Raw genomic sequence first — 21,471 nt, 5'->3', positions numbered from 1 at the left:
TCTCACCTGATAAGCTTTTTAAATAAAGCCATATAATTTCTTCCATTATCAACTTCCATCCTACCTAATCCTATAAATTCATCTCTACAATAAAGTCTGAAAATTTTGTCTTCAAAATCCTTTTCTGTCTGAAATTTTATACCATTTAATAGTTTATCATAAAAATCACTTGGATATGAAAATTTTTCAAAATTTAAAAGGGCTTTTTCCATTGGAATTATCCTACTATGGAGTTCTTCTAGGTCTATTGATTCAATATCATCTATATTTAAACACTCATTTAAATTAAAATTAGAAATGCTATTTCTTTGTAGTTCTAGTAAAGTTCCGTAGGTATTTAACTTTCTACCTATATCAAAAGCCAAGGTTCTAATATATGTTCCGCTTGAAACATCACAATTAATAACAAATTCGTCCTTGCCATTAAAATCTAGAAGCTCCATTGAGTAAATTTTCACAAGTCTTTCTTTCCTTTTAACTTCAATGCCTTTTCTAGCATATTCATATAGTTTTTTACCATTTACTTTTATTGCACTATACATAGGTGGTATCTGTTTTACTTCGCCAACAAATGATTTCAAAACTTCAATCAATTTATCTTTATCTACTGTAAAACCTTGATTTTCTAATATATTTCCAGTTATATCATAGGAATCGGTTAGAAGACCAAGTTTTACTTTGGCTAAATAAGTTTTTCTATTTTTCATTATATAATCTGAAAGTTTAGTAGCCTTACCTATTAAAATAATAAGTAAGCCTGTTGCCATAGGGTCAAGTGTACCACAATGACCAACTTTTTTAATATTTAATTTTTTTCTAACAATAGATATAACATCATGGGAAGTTATACCCTTTTTTTTATTAATTAATAAAATTCCATCCATATCAAATTTCATTAGAGCTTAAATCAATTATTCTATTTATAGCATCACAAAGATTTGGATAATCTTTTTTATATAAAGTTGCTCCTGCTGCACGAATATGACCGCCACCACCAAAAACTTTAGCTATTTTTGTGCAATCTACATAGGTTTTTGACCTTGTAGATAATTTGTAGTAGTCTTTTTTTTCGTTTATAAAAATAGAAAGCTCAATACCATCTATATCCCTTACAAATTCTACTATACCATCAGAATCTGACTTTCTTGCCCCAGTTTCAAAAATATCTTTTTCATTAATACTTACAAGTCCAATTTTGTTATTCTCATAATATCTTATATTATTCAATGCTCTAATAAGAAGTTCCGTTTTTTCTTTTGAGCGACGTTGGTATAAATTTACAGTAATTTTGTTTATATCTATACCAATTTTTAAAAGTTCTATTGCTACTTCAAAGGTTAATGGTCTTATAGAATCATACTTAAAAGAACCTGTATCTGTTGAAATCCCAGTATATAAACAAGTTGCCATATCCTTATCAATACTAAAATTCATTTGTTTTAAAATTAAATATAAAAATTCACAAACAGCAGGAGCCTTCATATCAACTAAATTTAGATCAGCGAATTCAACATTAGTTTCATGATGGTCAATATTTACAGTAAAATCAGCTTTTTTAAAAATTGATTCAGCACGACCTATTCTTTCTATATCACCACAATCAGTAACTATCATTAAATCAATTTTTTTATCTTCTAAAGTATCTGAATCAACAAGATGTTCAACACCAGGTAAAAATTTTTCTGCGGTTGGTACTTGGTCATTTTCAATTACGTAAACTTCCTTATTTAAGTTTTTAAAAAGTTTATACAGGCATAGCTTTGAACCCAAATTATCTCCATCTGGGTTCATATGACTAGCTATGGCAATTGTATTAGCCTTATTTATCTTTTCTTCTAGAATTTTAATATATTCATTAAAATTTTTTACCATGATTAACCTCATTGATAAGTTTATCCATTTTTAATCCTTTTTCAATGGAATCATCATTAATAAAAATTAGTTCAGGCATGACTCTCAATTTAACTTCTCTGGCTAATTCTTTTTTTATAAAACCTTTGGCACTTTCTAAACCTTGTAAAGCCTTTTGCTTTTTAATATCATCAGCAAATATTGAAACATATACTTTTGCAAAAGATAAATCTCTTGTAACTTCTACATGAGATATGCTTGTTAAAGTAGGTATTCTTGGGTCTTTTATTTTATTTTGTACAATATCCATAAGGCATCTTTTTACTTCTTCGGATATTTTATTTATTCTTTTATTATCCATGTTAATCCTTTTTAACTTCTTTAAGAATGAAAGATTCTAATAAATCTCCTTCTTTAACATCATTAAATCCATCAATCATTAAGCCACCTTCATAGCTTGTTGGTAATTCCTTAACATCATCCTTGAATCTCTTAAGTGATGAAATATCTCCTTCGTGAATTACAACATCATCTCTTAAAACCTTAACTTTTGAATTTCTTAGTATTTTTCCACTCAATACATAAACACCAGCTACAATATTATTTGTTGGAAGTTTGAATATTTGTCTAATTTCACACCTACCCATTATTTCTTCTACAATAGTTGGTTCAAGCATACCTTTAACTGCTTTTTCGATATCGTTAAGAATATCATATATTACCCTATATGTCCTGATTTCGACTTCTTCATTCTTTGCTAAATCTATTGCATTTATATTAGGTCTTACATTAAATCCTAACACAATAGCATTAGAAGCAGATGCCAAAGTAACATCAGATTCATTTATTCCGCCAACACCTGAGTGAACTATTGAAATCTTAACTTCATCATTTGAAAGCTTAAGTAAAGATTGTATCAACGCTTCTACAGAACCTTTTACATCTGCTTTTACAACAAGGTTAAGTTCTTTCATTTCATCTTCTTTTATTTTTGCAAATAAATTTTCAAGACTGATTTTATTTGTATTACTTAATCTTTCGTCTCTCGCAAGCTCAGCATTTTTTTCTGATATAGTTTTTGCTGTCTTATCATCCTTTACTGCATAAATTAAATCGCCAGCGTTTGGAACATCACTGAGTCCTAAAATAACAGCAGGCATAGAAGGACCAGCTTTTTTTATTTTTCTATGTTTGTCATCAACCATTGCTCTAACTCTACCATAGCACACACCTGAAACAACATAATCGCCAGATCTTAAAGTTCCATTTTTTACTAAAACAGTTGCCATTGGACCTTTTGATTTATCAAGATTAGCTTCAATGATATTACCCACTGCAAGCCTATTAGGATTAGCCTTTAATTCTTGCATTTCTGCAACAAGTAAAATCATTTCCAAAAGCTCATCAATTCCCTCTTTGGTTTTTGATGAAACAGCAACCATAATTGTTGAGCCGCCCCATTCTTCAGAAACTAAGTTATAGTTCATGAGCTCTTGCTTTACCCTTTCTGGATTTGCATCAGGTTTATCCACTTTTGTGATGGCTACAATTATAGGAACATCTGCTGACTTTGCGTGAGATATAGCCTCTACAGTTTGAGGCATTACACCATCATCTGCAGCAACAACAAGAACTGCAATATCAGTAGTTTGAGCTCCTCTTAGTCTCATGGAAGTGAAAGCTTCGTGACCTGGAGTATCAAGGAAGGTGATTTTTTTACCTTTCAAATTTACTGTATAAGCACCTATATGTTGGGTTATTCCGCCTGCTTCTTGAGCAGTAACATGTGATTTTCTAATTACATCAAGTAAGGATGTCTTACCATGGTCAACGTGACCCATTACAGTAACAACCGGAGCTCTAAGTTTTAAGTCTCTTTCTTTATCTTCTTTTAACAGACCAAATTTTTCTTCTATCGTGATTTCAGATTCATCGTCTTTATCAATTTCTATTTGAACATTTAATTCATCAGCAAGAAGAATACAGGTATCCTCATCTATTGATTGATTTTGATTAGCCATTACCCCTAAGCCAATTAATTTTGTCATTACTGCACTTATTCCTTGATTAGTTTTTTCTGCAAAATCTTTTACAGTTAAAGGAACTTTGATTTTAATAGGTCCTTCTTCACTATGATCATGAGATTTATCTTTATTTTTTTGCTTCTTCTTTGGCTTTTTTTTGCTTAAGTCTTTAGGTTTGTATTCTTTTTTTTCTTCTTGCTCGTTGGCATTATTTTTTTTATTTTTATGAAGATTTTTTTGATTTATATTTCTTTTGTGTTTTAAAATATCTTCATCATCAGTAGTGTCGTTACTTATCTTATGTTTTTTATTAAAATTATTACTTTTTGATGTGTGATCAATTTTTTCTTTATGAGAATCCTTTTTCATATTTTGATTCTTGTGAGATTTCTTGTCTATATTTTTACTTTCCTTTACCTTGCTATCGTCTTTTTTAGTGCCCTTTGAATAGAGTTTTCTAACTTTTTCTTCATCTTTTTCGTCAATAGTAGACATGTGATTTTTTGCTTCGATATTAAGTTCTTTTAATTTTATTAAAAGTTCTTTACTTGTAATCCCAATTTCTTTTGCCAGCGCGTGTACTCTTATATTTGACAAATAGAACACCTCCTTAAAAGATGATATTTATTATATTGACTCTTTTAGCTTTTCATAAGTTTCTTTGTCAATCTCTGTAGAAAATGCTCTGTTTAAAGCTTTAGATTTAATAGCTTTATCCAGACAGTCTTTGCTTCTACATAAATATGCACCTCTACCATTTGCCTTTCCCGTCAAATCTATAAAGATTTGGTTTTCTTTATTTCTTACAACTCTAATTAATTCTTTTTTTGGTTTTTGTTCTCTACAACCTATACAAGTACGCATAGGTATTTTTCTTGTTTTTACCATAATTCTCCATTTAAAAATTAATTAATAATTTATTTTCCTTTCTTAGTCTATATCATTTGATTCAATATCATTTTCAAAATCTTCAGTTATTTCATTATTTATATTATTATCAGAAACTTCTTCAATATTTTCATTAGACTTTAAAGTATCTTCATTTTTTTCAACCTCTAAATCTTCACTGTTTTCTTCATTTGAGTTATCATAAGAATCAAGTGAATCTGATTCAGATAGGTCACTTTCTTTTTTTTCAGAAAATCTCTTTTCCAATTCTTCTTCGGTTATGTTTTCTTCTTCTAAATACTCTTCATATTGACTCATAGATTTAATATCTATTTTCCATCCTGTTAGCTTAGCAGCAAGTCTTACATTTTGTCCCTCTTTACCTATTGCTAGAGAAAGTTGATAATCTGGGACAATCGCTAAAGCAGATTTGTCATCTTCATTAATAAAAACTTTTTCAACTTTTGATGGACTTAAAGAATTTGCGATGAATTCTTGTGGATCTTTTTGATAAATAACAATATCAATTTTTTCGTTACTTAATTCATCTACTATTGCATTTACTCTTTGTCCCTTATAACCAACGCAGGCTCCTAATGGATCAACTTCTGGATCTAGAGAAAAAACAGCTATTTTAGTTCTAGAACCAGCTTCACGAGAAATTGAATAAATTTCAACAATACCCTCATTTATTTCAGGAACTTCAAGTTCAAACAATCTTTTGATTAAATCAGGATGGGATCTAGATAAGATAACCTGAGGCCCCTTTGAAGACTTTTTCACTTCCAAAAGAAGCATCTTATACCTATCACCATGCTTATAACTTTCACCTTTAATTTGTTCATTAGGAAGTAAAATTCCTTCTGTTTTGTCTAAATCTACATATACATTACCATGATTTGACCTTTGAACAAGACCGGTTAATAATTCTCTTTCCTTTTTTGTAAAATCTTCAAATATCACATCACGTTCTGCATCTTTAATTCTTTGAATAACAACTTGTTTTGCTGTTTGTGCAGCGATTCTTCCAAAATTTTTTGGGTGAATTTCCTTAGTGTAATTATCTCCAAGCTTAAAATTAATATCAATTTTTTTTGCATCTTCAAGGCTGATTTCAATTTCTGGGTTTTCTACTTCTTCCACTATATTTTTGTAGGCAAAAAGTTTTATTTCCCCAGTTTCTCTATCCATTTTTACAATTACATTTTGTGAAGTTCCGTAATTTTTTTTATAGGAAGAAACCAAAGCTTGTTCTAAGGCATCAAAAATTATGTCTTTGGATATTCCTTTTTCTTTTTCTATTTCATTTAATGCTTCTATAAACTCTTGATTCATCTTCTCCTCCGTTAAAACTTTATAACTTGTTTCATTGACGAAATATTTTTTATAGGAATTTCAATATTGTCATTTTCAACACAAATAATAACATTATGCTCATTATAATCTTTTAAAATTCCAACGTACTCTTTTTTGCCATTGTAAGGTCCGTAAAGCTTTACCTCAACCTCATTTTCTAAATTTCTTCTATAATCATCTTTAGTTTTAATTGGTCTATCAAGCCCAGGCGAAGAAATTTCAAGGTAATAAGGTCTTGTTAATATTTCTAAATTATCCAAATTTTTCTCTATATTGTGACTCATTTTAGTACAGTCATCAAGGTCAATTCCTTCTTTTTTAAAAATAAAAATAGAAAGCAAATCATGTTTATTGCCTTTTTGATATTCAATATCTACAATTTCGTATCCTAATTCTTCAGCAGAAACTTGTGCTATTTTAAAAATTTGATTTTTAAATGATTTTTTATCCATAGGCACCTCCAAGTAAAAAACAAAGAGTGGGAACCCCACTCTCTAACTTACTTTCTTACATACTTTATTTAATTATATCACAAATAGCTACAAATGCAAGTTAAAACATATTAAACATTGATATTTGGTTGGTATCATCCATATCTTTTATTACATTATTTATTTCAAAAATATTGAGTAACGATTTACCAACTTTAGCTCTTTTTAATAAGTCTTCTTTAGACAAAAATTGCCCATCATTTCTTGCTTCTATAATATTTTTAGCAGCTTGTTCCCCTACTCCAGTTAGGGCTCTTAGCGGCATACGGATTTTTTTATCTTCAATTGTAAATTCCTGAGCTTTTGACTTATAAATATCTACTGGTAAAAATTCAAGTCCTCTTGAATACATTTCTAATGCAACTTCATATATAGGCATTTGAGTTTGCTCCTTTGAACTTGGGGTTTCTTTATTATTAATAAAGTCAATTTGAGCCTTTATAGCTTCTGGTCCATTAATAATTACCTCTCCTACAAAGTCTGAAAGTTTTATAGTGAAGTAGGTGGCATAAAACGCTAATGGATAATTCAATTTACAATATGCTATTCTAAAAGATAACATAACATACGCTACAGCGTGAGCCTTTGGGAACATATATTTAATTTTCAAACAAGAATCTATATACCAAGGAGGTAATTTTAGATTATTCATTATTTTTATTTGTTCGTCAGTTAGTCCTTTACCCTTTCTAACTTTTTCCATTGTATCAAAAGCCATTTTATTCTCTGCACCTGCAGCTATTAAATAAAGCATTATATCTTCCCTTGTACAAATAACTTCTGATAAGCTTGCCTGACCTGAAGAAACAAGATCTGCTGCATTTCCTAACCATACATCAGTTCCATGGGATAAACCTGATATTCTTACAAGTTCTGCAAAGTTTTTTGGCTTAGTGTCTATAAGCATTTGTCTTACAAAGCCAGTACCAAATTCTGGAATACCTAATGTTCCCGTACTAACATCAAAGATATTTTTATCGAGATTTAATTTTTCACCACTTGAAAATAAAGATAGGGTATCTTTATCATCAAGCGGTATTTTTGATGTATCTATTCCTATAAAATCTTCAAGCATTTTTATTATAGTAGGTCCATCATGACCGAGTATATCAAGCTTAAGTATCTTTCCATGAATGAAGTTATAGTCAAAGTGAGTTGTTATAACCCCTGAGGATTTATCATCAGCCGGATATTGTATAGGAGTAAAGTCAAAAATATCTTTTGATTTTGGACAAATCATAACTCCTCCTGGATGTTGTCCGCTTGTTCTTTTAACTCCTGTAGCTTCTATGGTTAATCTATCTACTTCTGTTTGAGATATATCTTCTTGATTTTCAAAAAATTTCTTGACATATCCGTAAGCAGTCTTGTATGCAACTTTACCAATTGTTCCTGCTCTAAAAACATAGCCCTTTCCAAAAAGTTCCTCTGTGTATTTATGAGCATTTGGTTGATATTCTCCAGCAAAATTCAGATCTATATCAGGTTCTTTATCACCATAAAAACCAAGAAAAACTTCAAAAGGAATATTATGACCATTTTTATTTAATTTATGACCACACTTAGGACAATTTTTATCTGCTAAGTCTACCCCTGAACCAATTGTAGGATCTTCCATAAATTCACTATATTTACATTGTGGACATATATAGTGAGCCGGTAATGGATTAACTTCAGTTATATCAGCCATATGTGCAGCAAAAGAAGAACCAACTGAACCTCTTGAGCCAACTAAATAACCATCATCATTAGATTTTTTAACAAGTTTTTGGGCGATTATATATAAAACTGCATATCCGTTTGAAATTATTGAGTCAAGTTCTTTTTTTAATCTAGCTTCAACTATTTGAGGCAAAGGATCCCCATATATTTCATGCGCCTTTTTGTAAGTAATATTTTTTAGAGTTTCTTCCGAGCCTTCAATTACTGGTGGATATTTACCATCAGGTATTGGTTTTACATTGTCAATGGAATCATTTATTAAGTTTGTATTTGTAACAACCACTTCCATCGCTTTATCTGCACCCAAATATGAAAATTCTTCAAGCATAAGATCTGTAGATTTAAAATATAACTTTTGCTTGATTTTTGCATTGTAATCAGGAACTCCAACTTTTCCATTTAAAATGATTCTTCTAACCAAATCATCTTTTTCATCTAAATAAAAGCAATTGGAAGTTGCTATAACTGGAATACCTAAATTTTCACCAACTTTGCAAATTTTTTTGTTAATTTCAATAATATCTTCTCTTGTAAGCTTATTACGTAATAAAGATGGAATAAAATTATCAATAGGTTGAATTTCTAAATAATCATAGAAACTAGCAATTTTTTCTACTTCATCTATTTCTAAATTTCTAAAAAATGCATTAAATATCTCGCCGCTTTCATCACCAGAACCTATCAGAAGACCTTTTCTATATTTATTAATCAGACTTCTAGGGACCTTTGCAACCCTGTTGAAGTAATTCATATGACTATCTGAAACTAATTTATATAAATTTTTTAACCCTTCTTCATTTTTTGTAAGTATTGAAAGAGAAGATTCAAATAAGATTTCTGGTTCAATCTGAGACTTTAAAGAATTTAATTTATTAAAATCTATATGCTTAGGATCAAAAATTTTATTTATAAGCTTTATAAATAGGTGTGCTGTTGCTTCAGCATCATTAACAGCCCTATGGGCTCCCACCAAAGATACACCAAATTTTTTACACAATGTAGCTAAGTTAAATTTTTTAGTATCTTTAACTGTTGCTCTTGCAAAGCTTAAGGTATCTAAGATTGGATTAATAAAATCTAAATCATTTTCTTTAAATACTCTTCTTATAAAAGCAGTATCAAATTTTGCGTTATGTGCAACAAGAACGCTATCTTTAATGAAATCATAAAATTTTGGGGCAACTTCTTCTATAGTTGGTTCATTTTCAACTAGAGCATTTGTTATTCTGGTAAGTTCTTGGACTTTTTCCGGAATTAGCATTTGTGGATTGATCAATTGTGAAAATCTTTCTGTAATTATACCATCAACTATTTTTACAGCACCAATTTCAGTAATTTTATCTCTTATGGGAGATAGACCTGTTGTTTCTATATCAAATACCACGTAAGCATTGTAGGATTTATTTTCATTATAATTTATAACAACATCTTCTTCATCATCAACAAAATTTGCATCAAGACCATAGATTACTTTAATATCAAAGTCTTTACTTGCATCCATAGCTTCAGGGAAACCTTGTACATCACTTACATCAGTGATTGCTATTGCTTTGTGACCAAAACTTTTAGCACGTTTTGCAAAATCCGAAAAACTTGTGACTCCATTCATTTGGCTCATTTTAGTGTGAACCCTGAGTTCGACTCTTTTTTCTTGTGCAGTATCTTTAGGCATTTCTTTTTCTGTTTTTTCCATGTATCTTATCATAAGGGTATCACATTTTGAAAAGGTATCATAAGATAATTGACCACCAATTAAGACATGATCACCATTGTTAAATTCATTTTGAAATTTTTCTATTTCTTTATCTTTTAAGAAAGCCTTACATAATAAAGAATATGAATAATCTGTAACAGAAAAACTAGCTAGTATGCAATTTTTCAATTCCCTATATTCAATTTTAAATATATCTGCTTCAAAGGTCATATTAGGATTATTAATCGACATATCTATAAGTTTTGTATAATCACCAAGTTTAAATCTGCCGGATTTATAAATATATTTATTATCATCACTTTTTATATTATCAATTTTTTTACTTTGTTCAGTTGGTTTAAGTTCAGTTAACTTACAGATATTTTTTTCTTCTTCTTCAAATTTATTTATAAATAATTCTTTGTCTGGTTCTTTATTGATATTCTTAACAAAATTGATTTTATAGTCATCAAATAAAATTAGTTTATCTTGTAAAATTTTTGATAGCCCATTAGAAATCAATGAGTGATAAACTTCCTCACTTGGACACAAAATATCCACTTGTAAATGTTCTTTATCAATCTTTATACTCATATCATTTAACCAGCTAGAAGAAGAAGGATTGTAATTTGTAATTTCCTTAGTTATTAAGTCATATTCATCTATGTAAGGATTAGAAATTTTATTATATGACAAATGAATGGTAGATGAATCGAAATATTCTCTCAACGCTTGTTCAATTTGATTATTCAGATAACTTTCTAAATCTTCATTTGAGTCAATTTCAATAAAAATTTCTTTGCTGGATTTTTTATATTTTACACTTTTTATTTTTGCTGATAAATTTTCATCATACTTTACATTTAATTTATCTAAAATTATTTTTAAATCCAAAATCTCACCTCAAAAAAACAAAAAAATAAAGCTATTTATATAATTATAACAAAAAATAGCCTTATTTTTTAGAAAATTAATCTTTCATTTTATCAATTTCTATAAACAATTGGTTTAAAAGCTCATCTTCAGGACATTTTTTTATTATTTTCCCTTTTTTAAAAATTAAACCACTTTTATTACCACAAGCAATTCCTATATCAGCTTCTCTTGCTTCACCAGGTCCATTAACAGCACATCCCATCATAGCAACTTTTAAATTCATATCTAAAGAATCAAGTCTTTTTTGAGCTTTATTCACAATATCTATTAAATTAACTTTTGTTCTTGCACAAGTTGGACAAGAAATTAAATCTATTCCTTCATTCCTAAGTCCGAGAGATTTTAAAATTTCTTTACCAACTTTAACTTCATAAATAGGATCAGCAGTCAATGATACTCTTATAGTATCGCCAATGCCCTCTGCTAAAAGGCTTCCTATTCCTATAGAAGATTTTATAATACCAATTGGTGGAGGACCTGCTTCTGTAATCCCAAGATGTAGAGGGTAATCAGAAATTTCTGAAAATTTTCTGTAAGAGTCCAATGATAAATTTACATTTGATGCCTTTAAAGAAACTTTAATATCAGTAAAGTTTAATGATTCCAAAGTTTCTATTTCATCTAAAGCACTATAAACTATAGAGTTTTCATTTACACCTTTGTATTTATCTAAAAATTCTTGTTTAATTGAACCTGAATTTACTCCTATTCTTATGGAAATTCCCTTATCTTTACAAGCTTCAACTACTTCTCTTACTTTCCATTTAACTCCAATATTTCCAGGATTAATTCTCATTCCATCAATATTGTTTTCGCATGCTGCTAAGGCAAGTTTATAGTCATATTGAATATCTGAAATAGTAGGAATATTGATCCTTTCTTTAATAGGGCCAATAGCTTTGGCATCATCTAAATCATTTACTGCAAAACGAATTATATCGCAACCTGCATCCTCTAATTTTTTAATTTGTTTAACTGTACTATCTATATCTTTTGTTATTGTATTTGTCATAGATTGAACAGATATGGGTGCATCCCCACCTATATAAACATTGCCCACTTTTACCTGTCTTGTTTTTTTTCTATTTATTGTCATTTAAATAGCCTTCCTAAATCATTAAAAATTGTAACATAAATCATCAATGTTAATAAAATCCCATAGCCTATCATAGTTAATTTCATTTCAAGTTTTTCGCTTATTGCCTTACCTCTAATTGATTCAATAATTAATAAAAAAAACTTTCCACCATCTAGCCCAGGTATTGGAATTAAGTTCATAACACCTAAATTTGCAGAAATGATTGCAAGAATTTGAACTAAATACAGAAATCCTTTTGAAGTTTCTTGACCTATAATTGAAATTACCCCAATAGGTCCAGAAATCATATCAGATGTGAATTTTCCATCCCTAATTAAAGAAAATACAGAAAAAATTGCTTTTACAACATCACATGTTTGTTTAAAAGCTAAAGAAAAAGAGCCAAGGAAGGATCTTTGTCTAGTGGAAGAAAAGCCAATTATATATCTATTTTCTTCTTTAGAAAATTTTGGCATAATTTTTTTATTTATACTTTCATTATTTCGTAAAATATTAAGATTTAATTCTTTACCATTGTTTTTTGAAATTTCTTCGACTATATCATTCAAATTGTCAGTTCTGACATAATTTACTCCAACAATTTTATCTCCCTTAGTTAAGCCTGCTGCATCAGCAGGAGAGTCCTTAATTACAGTGTCTATAACATTTGAACCAAAGCCAATAAAATAAAAGAGTATGAAAAAACAAAAAATGGCAAGAATAAAATTCATTGTTACACCAGCTAGGACCACTGCCATTCTTTTAAATACAGAAACATTATTAAATGATCTAGGGTCAAAAGATTCTTCATCCTCGCCTTCCATTGCAACATATCCTCCTATAGGTAAAGCTCTTAGAGAATACTTTGTTTCTCCCTTTGTTTTTTGAAATATTTTTGGACCCATTCCGACAGAAAATTCGTTAACCTTAATTCCTACTAATTTTGCAACTGAAAAGTGACCAAATTCATGTAATAATACAACTAAAAGGAAAACAATAATTGAACCTATAAGTGCTGACATAAAACCTCCTTAAGATATAAAATAGTATAAGAAATATACGAAAGGACAAACAAATATTAATGAGTCAAATCTGTCTAAAAATCCTCCGTGCCCTGGTAATATTTGAGAAAAATCTTTAATACCTGTTTCTCTTTTAATTTTTGAAGCAAATAAATCTCCAAATTGTCCAGAGATAGATGCTAATAAAATTATAATAAGAACTGAAATATCAATATCAAAATTAATATAATGAGTCTTCACAAAATAAAAATAAAACCCTGTAACTATTACAGAAAATGTACTTCCTCCTATTGCTCCCTCTACTGATTTATGAGGGCTTATTCTTTCAATTAGTTTATGTTTTCCAAATTTCGACCCAATAATATAAGCGAAAGTATCAGTTGAAAATGCAATTATAAAAGCAGAAATTAAAAAAGAAATTTCATTAACATAAGCTAAGAGATTAATAAAAAATACTCCGTAAAAATAAGAAAAAATGGTATATACCATATCCCTTGTTGAATATTTAATTAATATAATAGAGAAAAATCCGTTTATAAGAAAAGTTATAATCAAAGGAAATATAATATTATAATTAAAATAAGAAAATAAAAAAGTTATCAGGGATGATAAATATAAAATTGGAAGACTAATTCTTATTTCTAATTTATAAAAAGCATTATAAAGCTCTCTTATAATCTCTAAAGTTACAATAAAAACAGCTACTTTAACAGCTTTTATTCCAAGTAATAAAACTCCAATAAGGATAATTACTCCTATTATTGCTGTTATTAGTCTTTTTGTTAAATCTTTCATCAAAGTCCACCATACCTTCTATCCCTATTTTGATAAGAGTAAATCGCTTTATAAAGTTCCTCTTTTGTAAAATCGGGCCATAAAATATTTGAAAAATAAAATTCAGCATAAGCCAACTGCCAAAGCATAAAGTTGGAAACCCTTAATTCACCGCTAGGTCTAATTAATAAGTCAAGACTATCTTGTCCTTTACTATAAAGATAAGATTCAAAAATCTCTTTATTTATATCATCAGTAGTAATTTTACCATCCAAAACATCTTTTGAAATATTTTTGCAAGCTCTTAAAATCTCATCTTGCCCACCGTAGTTTAGGCAAATATTTAGGTTCATTTTATCATTAGTTTTAGTTTTTTCGACGGCCATAAGAATTTCATTTTTTACAGATTCTGGTAAAGGTTCAATATCACCAAAAACATTAATCCTAACATTATTTTTGTTAATTTTTGCTAATTGAGTCCTGATATAATATTTAATAAGTTCCATCAATTTTGATATTTCATCTCTTGGCCTTTTCCAATTTTCCGTGGAAAAAGCGTATAGACTCAAAGATTTAACACCAAGCTCATAGGACGCTTCAACTATATCAATTACTCTATCACTTCCAGCCTTATGACCAAAAGATCGTGGTAAATTTTTTGATTTTGCCCATCTGCCATTACCATCCATAATAATTCCTATATGTTTGGGAATATTATCTAAATTAATCACATCATAAAAACTCATAATACCTCTTCGAATAAAATAAAAAAGGGCTGACTAAACAGCCCCTTATTTATTAAATTTCCATTAATTCGATTTCTTTTGCCTTAGTTATTTTATCAATTTCTTCAATATATTTATCAGTTAATTTTTGTATTTCTTCTTCATTACTCTTTCTATCATCTTCAGTTATCTCTTTAGATTTTTCAGCCTTTTTGATTTCATCCATTGCATCTCTTCTAATATTTCTGATAGCAATTTTAGCAGCTTCTGAATTTTTTCCTACAACTTTTGTAAGGTCTTTTCTTCTTTCCTCAGTAAGTTGTGGAATAATTAATCTGATAACTTTTCCATCGTTAGAAGGAGTTATACCTAAATCTGATTTTAAAATAGATTTTTCAATTTCAGGAATTAATTTTGGGTCCCAAGGTGAAATCATAAGCATTCTCGGTTCAGGAGCTGATAGACCGGCTACTTGATTTATGGGGCTTTGTTGTCCGTAATAATCAACTGTAATTTTATCAAGAAGTGATGTATTAGCACGACCAGCCCTTATACTTTGAAAATCTTCTTTTAAAGAACTTATGGTCTTTTTCATCTTTTCTTCGCTGGATTTTTTCAAATCGTTAATCATAATTTCCTCCTAAGAAACAACTGTACCTAAAAATTTACCACAAACAACATCATACATTGAATCTTCCTTATCAATACCAAAGACTATCAAAGGAATTTTGTTATCCATACATAAAGAGGTTGCAGTTGCATCCATTATTTTTAAATTTTTATTTAGAATTTCTTGATAACTTAGGCTATCATATTTCTTCGCATCTTTATTAAATTTAGGGTCAGAATCATATATGCCATCTACTCCTTTTTTTGCAAGAAGTATTACATCGGCATCTATTTCAGCCGCTCTTAGGGCTGCAGCAGTATCTGTTGAAAAGAATGGATTTCCGACTCCAGCAGAAAATATTACCACTCTACCTTTTTCCAAATGTCTAATGGCACGTCTTCTAATATATGGTTCTGCAACAGCTTTCATTTCAATTGCAGTTTGACATCTTGTGTTTACATCTAATTTTTCCAAAGCATCTTGCAATGCTAAAGCGTTCATAATAGTTCCAAGCATTCCCATATAATCGGAAGTGGCTCTGTCTATAGTTTGTGCATCTCTACCACGCCAGAAGTTTCCACCACCTACAACAATACCTGTTTCTACTCCTAAATCATGAATTTTCTTGACCTGATTAGCTATCTTATTAATAACATCTAAATCTATTCCGACGCCTTGCTTTCCAGCCATGGCTTCGCCTGATAATTTTAAAACTATTCTATTATACTGAGGCAAGATACCACCTAGTTTTGACCCATTTGTTTTGCTACTTCTTCAGCAAAATCTTCATTTTTCTTTTCTAATCCTTCTCCAACTTCAAATCTAACAAATCTTCTAATTTTAATGTTTTCTCCTATTTTAGCTATAAGATCATTTAAAATATCTTTTACTTTTTTGTCTGAATCTTTGATAAACTTTTGATCTAAAAGAACAATTTCTTCATAGAATTTTTCAAGTCTACCTTCAACCATCTTTTCAATAATTTTTTCAGGTTTTCCTTCTTGACGAGCTTGTTCAGTAAGAACTTCCTTTTCATGTGCAAGTTCTTCTTCAGGAACTTCCTCACGGCTGATATATTTAGGGTTTACAGCAGCTACTTGCATAGCCATATCTCTAACGAATCTCTTAAATTCATCATTTTTAGCAACGAAATCTGTTTCTGAATTTACTTCAATTAACACGCCAATTCTTCCACCATGAATGTATGAATCCACTAAACCTTCAGATGTAATTCTTGAAGATTTTTTAGCAACTGAAGAAAGTCCTTTTTCTCTCAAATAATCAAATGCTTTATCCATATTACCATCAGTTTCCGCTAAGGCTTTCTTACAATCCATCATTCCAGCACCAGTTTTTTCTCTAAGTTCTTTAATTAAAGAGGCACTTATTTTCATATTATTCACTCCTTTATACTTTAAAAAAGGAAGTTCCAAAATATGCTTTAGAACTTCCTAAATATTATTCTTCTTCTTGTTTTTCAGCTGATTCATCTTCAGCTTGTGGCACATCTGTATCTAAAGCTTCTTCTATATTAACTTCTTCACTAGGAACATTTTCTTCTGTGTCCAAATTTTCTTCGTCATTTTCTACAACATTTTGAGTGCCTTGTTTTCCTTCTAACACTGCATTTGCAATAGTTTCAGTTATTAGCTTAACAGCTCTTATTGCATCATCATTACCTGGTATTGGGAAATCAAGTTCATCTGGATCACAATTTGTATCAACGATACCAATTACAGGGATGCCTAGAATATGAGCTTCTTTTACAGCTATTTTTTCTTTCTTAGGATCAACTATATAAAGAGCATCTGGCATTTTATCCATATCTTTAATTCCACCTAAGAATTTTTCAAGTCTTTCTCTTTCATGGATAAGTTGAATAACTTCTTTCTTTGGAAGAACATCAAAAGTACCATCATCTTCCATTTCAATTAATTTGAAGAGTCTATCAATTCTTTTTCTGATAGTTTTATAGTTTGTTAATAAGCCTCCTAACCATCTTTGGTTGATAAAAGGCATTTCACACTTTTTAGCTTCTTTTTCAATAGCATCTTGTGCTTGTTTTTTTGTACCTACAAACAAAATTTTGCCACCATTTGCAGAAATTTCTCTTGCAAAATCATAAGCTTCTTCGATTTTCTTAACTGTTTTTTGTAAATCTATAATATAGATTCCATTTCTTTCTGTGAAGATGAATTTGCTCATCTTTGGGTTCCATCTTCTAGTTTGATGACCGAAGTGAACCCCAGCTTCTAATAAACTTTTCATTGATATAACTGACATTTTTACCTCCGTTTAATCCTCCATTCTCATCTTGTGGCAAAAGGACATAATGCAACTCTTCAACCATCAGAGAATGTGTGTTATTATTATCGTTTAAAAGTATATCATAAGTAGTGAAATTTAGCAATTATATATTTTATGAAAAAATTTTTAATATTTTAAGTATTAGTAAAATTTTCATATTAATTTCAATTGTTAATTTAATTACAACAAATAGTTGATTATATTAAAATAGGACAAAACTTTATATATTTGTATTACTAAATTTGAATTTCAAATAAAAAAGCATGGCTTTTAACCATGCTAATATTTCTCATTAAAATATCTTAATTTGCTTCTTCAATTTTAATAACTTCCTTACCATCATAGTATCCACATTCTGGACAAATTCTATGAGGCAATTTCATTTCGTGACAGTTAGGACATTCAACAAAAGTAGCTTTGTTTAAAACATAAGAAGATGCTCTTCTCTTATTTTTTCTTTGTTTTGAAGTTTTTCTCTTTGGTACAGCCATTATCACACCTCCTCATTTTTAAATAAATCCTTGAGTTTTGCAAAACGAGGGTCTATACTTTGCTCTGTTATTTTTTTTGAACATTCACAAGTATTTTCATTAATATTTGTCCCACATATAGGACACAGTCCCTTACAATCTTCTTTGCACAAAACTTTATAGGGTTTTGACATAATAACTAGTGAAATAATAATTTCATCTAAATTAATTGCTTGTTCTTGTATTTGGAAATAATCTTCAACACTATCTTTATCATAAAGACTTTTGTCTTTATAATAATATCCCTTATAAGGAGTTTGAATTTCAGCAACTATTTCCTTTAAACACCTATCACAATGTGTCTTAAATTTATAAGTAATTTGTAAATTTAATTCATATCCTGATATAAGATTTGTTATTTTTCCCTTGTAATAAATTGGAAAGATTAAATTTAAATCATCGACTTCAAAAGAAGAATCGGTTGACTCTAAATTTCCGCTAAAGGAATATTCGTCAAGCTCTTCCGATAGAAAGTTAGATAAATCTAATAGCATATTTCTCACCTCAAAATTACATGCAAGTTATTATATAAAATATAATATAAATTGTCAAGTTTTAATAGCAGTTTTACTAATTATTTTACTAATTTTAAAGTATCTCTTGCAATCATTAATTCTTCATTAGTAGGAATAACAAGTACCTTAACTTTTGAATCATCCGCAGAAATTACAGTATCTTTTCCTCTGACGTTATTTTTTTGTGTATCTATTTTAATTCCTAAAATTTCAAGACCTTTACAAATTGATTCTCTCATTTCAGGAGAATTTTCACCAAGACCTGCTGTAAATACAATACCATCAACATGGTCAAGTTCTGTAAAATATGCACCTATATATTTTCTTACTCTGTGAGCATAAGCTCTAAGTGCAAGGTCTGCTCTTTTATTTCCTTTTTCTTGAGCTTCTTCAATATCCCTAAAATCTGAAGATACGCCAGAAATACCATATACTCCTGAGTTCTTATTTAAAACATTATTCATTTCGTCAGAATTTAGATTTTCTTTTTGCATTATATAAGGTAGAATTGCTGGATCTAAATCTCCACTTCTAGTTCCCATAATTAATCCTTCAAGTGGAGTGAATCCCATTGAAGTATCTATACTTTTACCGCCCTTAATGGCTGTAAGGCTGGCTCCATTTCCTAAATGGCAAGTTATTAAATTAACTTTATCAAAGTCAATATCTAACATTTCTGCAGCTCTATGTGCAACGTAGGCATGACTTGTTCCGTGGAATCCATAACGTCTAACCTTATATTTTTCATAGTATTCATAAGGAAGAGCATAAATATAAGATTCATCTGGCATAGTTTGATGGTATGCTGTATCAAAAACTACTACCTGTTTAATGTTAGGCAATAACTTTTGACATGCTCTTATACCCATTATATTCGGTGGGTTATGAAGTGGCGCTATTTCAACATTTTCTTCAATAGCTTTCATAACATCTTCATCTATTATAACTGATTTAGAGAAACTTTCTCCTCCATGGACAACTCTATGACCAACTGCGGCAATTTCATCTAAAGATTTTATTGCACCATATTCTGCATCAATTAAAGAGTCCATAACTAATTTTAACGCTTTTTTGTGATCCTCTATTGGACACTGAGTAACTTTTTTTTCTTTGCCTATAGTTTCATGCTTAATTCTTGCACCTTCAATGCCGATTCTTTCAACAAGACCTTTTGCCATTATTGATTCATCAGTCATATCAATTAGCTGATACTTTAAAGATGAAGAACCGCAATTAATAACTAATATCTTCATGCTTCCTCCTAATTTTAATTTTATAAAAAATTATTGTATAATTAACATAATTATATTATATCATTTGAAATCTTAAGTCAATAAATTGGAGGTAAAAATGCAAATAGCAGGCTTAATTTGTGAATATAACCCTTTTCATTGGGGCCATCTTTTTCAAATAAATGAGATAAAAAAAACCTTCTCTCCATATATTGTTGCAATTATGTCATCAAATTTTACACAAAGAGGAGAACCCTCTGTTATTTCAAAATTTTCTAGAGCTAGAATTGCTGTTGATATGGGTGTAAGTCTTGTATTAGAACTGCCTACAATTTATTCATCTTCAAGTGCTAAAAATTTTTCGTTAGGTGGTATATCAATATTAAAGTCCTTAGGTATTATTGATAAACTATATTTTGGCTGTGAAAATGACTATAGGTTTTTGGAAGAAATAAATAATAAAATTATAGATAATTTCGACAAATCAAAATTAGAATCAAATATTAAAAAGGGTCATTCATATTTGAAGGCAATGGAAATGTCCTTTGATTTTTTGAATGAAGAAGAAAAAAATGTTTTAAATAAACCTAATAATAAATTAGCTATAGAATATATAAGGGCAATTGAAAAATTAAGGGCAGATTTTTCTTTTTGCGGTATATTGAGAAAAAAAACTTATCATAATGATTTATCTTACTCTGGTAAATTTTCTTCATCTTCTTTTATTAGAAAGCTTTTATATGACAAAAAAGATATTTCAACTTTTATACCATACGGTTCAAATAATTTTAAAGACTTGCATTTTTTAGATGATTTATATGATTTATTTAAATTTAAGATTTTAACTTATAGGATAGATTATGATTCTTATATGGACTATGAAGAGGGCCTTGAAAATAGAATTTTAAACAATTTGAACGCTTGTAATGTTTACGATTTTATCAATAAGGTGAATTCTAAGAGATATACATCTTCTAGGATAAAAAGACTTATGATAGAAATATTGCTGGATATTAGAAGGGGTCTAGTAAAAAAAGCACTAAATGTAGATTATATTAGAGTTTTAGCTATGGATGACAGAGGAAGAGAAATTTTAAATTTAATTGAAAATGAGAAAATAATAAAATTTAAAGAAAATTACGATAAATCTAGTGGGGTTTTAAAAGAGCTTATGAATATTGAATGTAAAGCTACTAATATTTATAATTTAAAAAATTCAATTATGAATGAGGATTTTACAAAAAGTCCTTATGTCAAAAAAAATTAAGAGGATAAATTATCCTCTTAATTCTTGTCTATTTTCGTTTAATTTTTTTATAATTTCTGCCAAGTTAGATTGGGTATTTTCCAATAAACTATCTGCATAATCTCTAACTCTTTCTCTAATTTCATTAGATTCATTATTAGCTTGAGTTAAAATTTGTTCTGCCTTATCTTTAGCTTGTATTACCAATTCATTTTCATCAATGACTTTTTCTGCATGAGAGCGTGCTGCTGATAAAATTTTATCAGCTTCGTCATGTGCTCCATTTATAATATTATCTTTGTCTTGATAAATCTTTTGTGCTTGAGATATTTCTCCAGGCATCTGTGCCTTTATGTCATTTAATATTTCCATAAATTCTTGCCTATCTACCATAACTTTTCCTGTTAGTGGTATTTGACTTGCAGTTTCTACAAGATCTTCTAATTCATCAACTAAATTTGTTAAAGTCAT

Annotated in this window: 21 protein-coding genes; 1 reads left to right on the top strand and 20 read right to left on the bottom strand. The window is 29.2% G+C overall.

Going from position 1 to position 21,471, the window contains the following annotated elements; genetic code table 11:
* Nucleotides 1-2: 2 nt before the first annotated feature.
* The 19 genes from truB to F594_RS0103375 all read right to left on the bottom strand — a co-directional run bounded on the left by truB (nucleotide 3) and on the right by F594_RS0103375 (nucleotide 19,775).
* The gene (gene truB / locus F594_RS0103465; RefSeq protein WP_019034566.1) at nucleotides 3-896 is read right to left on the bottom strand and encodes a tRNA pseudouridine(55) synthase TruB; all 894 of its coding nucleotides are present in this window, start codon (nucleotides 894-896) and stop codon (nucleotides 3-5) included.
* Nucleotides 886-1,872, bottom strand: coding sequence for a DHH family phosphoesterase (locus F594_RS0103460; RefSeq protein ID WP_019034565.1), 987 nt, complete (start codon nucleotides 1,870-1,872; stop codon nucleotides 886-888). The genes truB and F594_RS0103460 overlap by 11 nt, the downstream gene beginning before the upstream one ends.
* The gene (rbfA, locus tag F594_RS0103455) at nucleotides 1,856-2,212 is read right to left on the bottom strand and encodes a 30S ribosome-binding factor RbfA (protein ID WP_004823940.1); all 357 of its coding nucleotides are present in this window, start codon (nucleotides 2,210-2,212) and stop codon (nucleotides 1,856-1,858) included. The genes F594_RS0103460 and rbfA overlap by 17 nt, the downstream gene beginning before the upstream one ends.
* 1 nt (nucleotide 2,213) lies before the next feature.
* Nucleotides 2,214-4,472, bottom strand: a complete 2,259-nt coding sequence (gene infB, locus F594_RS0103450) for a translation initiation factor IF-2 (RefSeq protein ID WP_019034564.1) — start codon at nucleotides 4,470-4,472, stop codon at nucleotides 2,214-2,216.
* A gap of 30 nt (nucleotides 4,473-4,502) precedes the next feature.
* Nucleotides 4,503-4,763 (bottom strand): RNase P modulator RnpM, encoded by a 261-nt coding sequence (gene rnpM / locus F594_RS0103445; protein WP_004824158.1) that lies wholly within the window; start codon nucleotides 4,761-4,763, stop codon nucleotides 4,503-4,505.
* Between the two features lie 42 nt (nucleotides 4,764-4,805).
* On the bottom strand, nucleotides 4,806-6,098 hold the full coding sequence (gene nusA, locus F594_RS0103440; RefSeq protein WP_019034563.1) for a transcription termination factor NusA: 1,293 nt from the start codon (nucleotides 6,096-6,098) through the stop codon (nucleotides 4,806-4,808).
* Nucleotides 6,099-6,109: 11 nt separating this feature from the next.
* The gene (locus F594_RS0103435) at nucleotides 6,110-6,571 is read right to left on the bottom strand and encodes a ribosome maturation factor RimP (protein ID WP_009345150.1); all 462 of its coding nucleotides are present in this window, start codon (nucleotides 6,569-6,571) and stop codon (nucleotides 6,110-6,112) included.
* Between the two features lie 100 nt (nucleotides 6,572-6,671).
* A complete protein-coding gene (locus F594_RS0103430; protein ID WP_019034562.1) occupies nucleotides 6,672-10,919 on the bottom strand; it encodes a PolC-type DNA polymerase III in 4,248 nt (1,415 codons plus the stop codon).
* A gap of 76 nt (nucleotides 10,920-10,995) precedes the next feature.
* Nucleotides 10,996-12,057 carry a flavodoxin-dependent (E)-4-hydroxy-3-methylbut-2-enyl-diphosphate synthase gene (gene ispG / locus F594_RS0103425; RefSeq protein ID WP_019034561.1) on the bottom strand — a complete coding sequence of 354 codons (1,062 nt, stop codon included), beginning with the start codon at nucleotides 12,055-12,057 and terminating at the stop codon, nucleotides 10,996-10,998.
* On the bottom strand, nucleotides 12,054-13,061 hold the full coding sequence (gene rseP / locus F594_RS0103420; RefSeq protein ID WP_019034560.1) for an RIP metalloprotease RseP: 1,008 nt from the start codon (nucleotides 13,059-13,061) through the stop codon (nucleotides 12,054-12,056). The genes ispG and rseP overlap by 4 nt, the downstream gene beginning before the upstream one ends.
* Nucleotides 13,062-13,070: 9 nt before the next feature.
* A complete protein-coding gene (locus tag F594_RS0103415) occupies nucleotides 13,071-13,856 on the bottom strand; it encodes a phosphatidate cytidylyltransferase (RefSeq protein WP_019034559.1) in 786 nt (261 codons plus the stop codon).
* Nucleotides 13,856-14,581, bottom strand: coding sequence for an isoprenyl transferase (locus tag F594_RS0103410; RefSeq protein ID WP_019034558.1), 726 nt, complete (start codon nucleotides 14,579-14,581; stop codon nucleotides 13,856-13,858). The genes F594_RS0103415 and F594_RS0103410 overlap by 1 nt, the downstream gene beginning before the upstream one ends.
* 52 nt (nucleotides 14,582-14,633) lie before the next feature.
* Nucleotides 14,634-15,191, bottom strand: a complete 558-nt coding sequence (gene frr / locus F594_RS0103405; RefSeq protein WP_004824008.1) for a ribosome recycling factor — start codon at nucleotides 15,189-15,191, stop codon at nucleotides 14,634-14,636.
* 9 nt (nucleotides 15,192-15,200) lie between these two features.
* Complete coding sequence (gene pyrH / locus F594_RS0103400; RefSeq protein ID WP_004824129.1) at nucleotides 15,201-15,905, bottom strand: UMP kinase; 705 nt, start codon at nucleotides 15,903-15,905, stop codon at nucleotides 15,201-15,203.
* Nucleotides 15,906-15,913: 8 nt separating this feature from the next.
* Nucleotides 15,914-16,564 (bottom strand): translation elongation factor Ts, encoded by a 651-nt coding sequence (gene tsf / locus F594_RS0103395; RefSeq protein WP_009345148.1) that lies wholly within the window; start codon nucleotides 16,562-16,564, stop codon nucleotides 15,914-15,916.
* Nucleotides 16,565-16,628: 64 nt separating this feature from the next.
* On the bottom strand, nucleotides 16,629-17,453 hold the full coding sequence (gene rpsB, locus F594_RS0103390; RefSeq protein WP_019034557.1) for a 30S ribosomal protein S2: 825 nt from the start codon (nucleotides 17,451-17,453) through the stop codon (nucleotides 16,629-16,631).
* A 326-nt stretch (nucleotides 17,454-17,779) separates the two neighbouring features.
* Nucleotides 17,780-17,968: a 50S ribosomal protein L32 gene (gene rpmF, locus F594_RS0103385; protein WP_004823954.1), complete on the bottom strand. Its 189-nt coding sequence runs from the start codon at nucleotides 17,966-17,968 to the stop codon at nucleotides 17,780-17,782.
* A gap of 2 nt (nucleotides 17,969-17,970) precedes the next feature.
* On the bottom strand, nucleotides 17,971-18,501 hold the full coding sequence (locus tag F594_RS0103380; RefSeq protein ID WP_019034556.1) for a YceD family protein: 531 nt from the start codon (nucleotides 18,499-18,501) through the stop codon (nucleotides 17,971-17,973).
* Between the two features lie 80 nt (nucleotides 18,502-18,581).
* Nucleotides 18,582-19,775, bottom strand: coding sequence for an acetate/propionate family kinase (locus F594_RS0103375; RefSeq protein WP_019034555.1), 1,194 nt, complete (start codon nucleotides 19,773-19,775; stop codon nucleotides 18,582-18,584).
* 97 nt (nucleotides 19,776-19,872) lie between these two features.
* Here F594_RS0103375 and F594_RS0103370 point away from each other — a divergent pair, with 97 nt between their 5' ends.
* Nucleotides 19,873-21,021 carry a tRNA(Met) cytidine acetate ligase gene (locus F594_RS0103370; protein ID WP_019034554.1) on the top strand — a complete coding sequence of 383 codons (1,149 nt, stop codon included), beginning with the start codon at nucleotides 19,873-19,875 and terminating at the stop codon, nucleotides 21,019-21,021.
* Between the two features lie 9 nt (nucleotides 21,022-21,030).
* On the opposite strand, the gene F594_RS0103365 is transcribed toward F594_RS0103370, so the two are convergent.
* The gene (locus F594_RS0103365; protein WP_019034553.1) at nucleotides 21,031-21,471 is read right to left on the bottom strand and encodes an ATP synthase subunit B family protein; all 441 of its coding nucleotides are present in this window, start codon (nucleotides 21,469-21,471) and stop codon (nucleotides 21,031-21,033) included.

The organism is Peptoniphilus lacrimalis DSM 7455 (assembly GCF_000378725.1).
GTDB lineage: Bacteria > Bacillota > Clostridia > Tissierellales > Peptoniphilaceae > Peptoniphilus_A > Peptoniphilus_A lacrimalis.
Note: the sequence above shows the minus strand (reverse complement) of the source record. Positions and strands in the feature narration are given on the sequence as shown.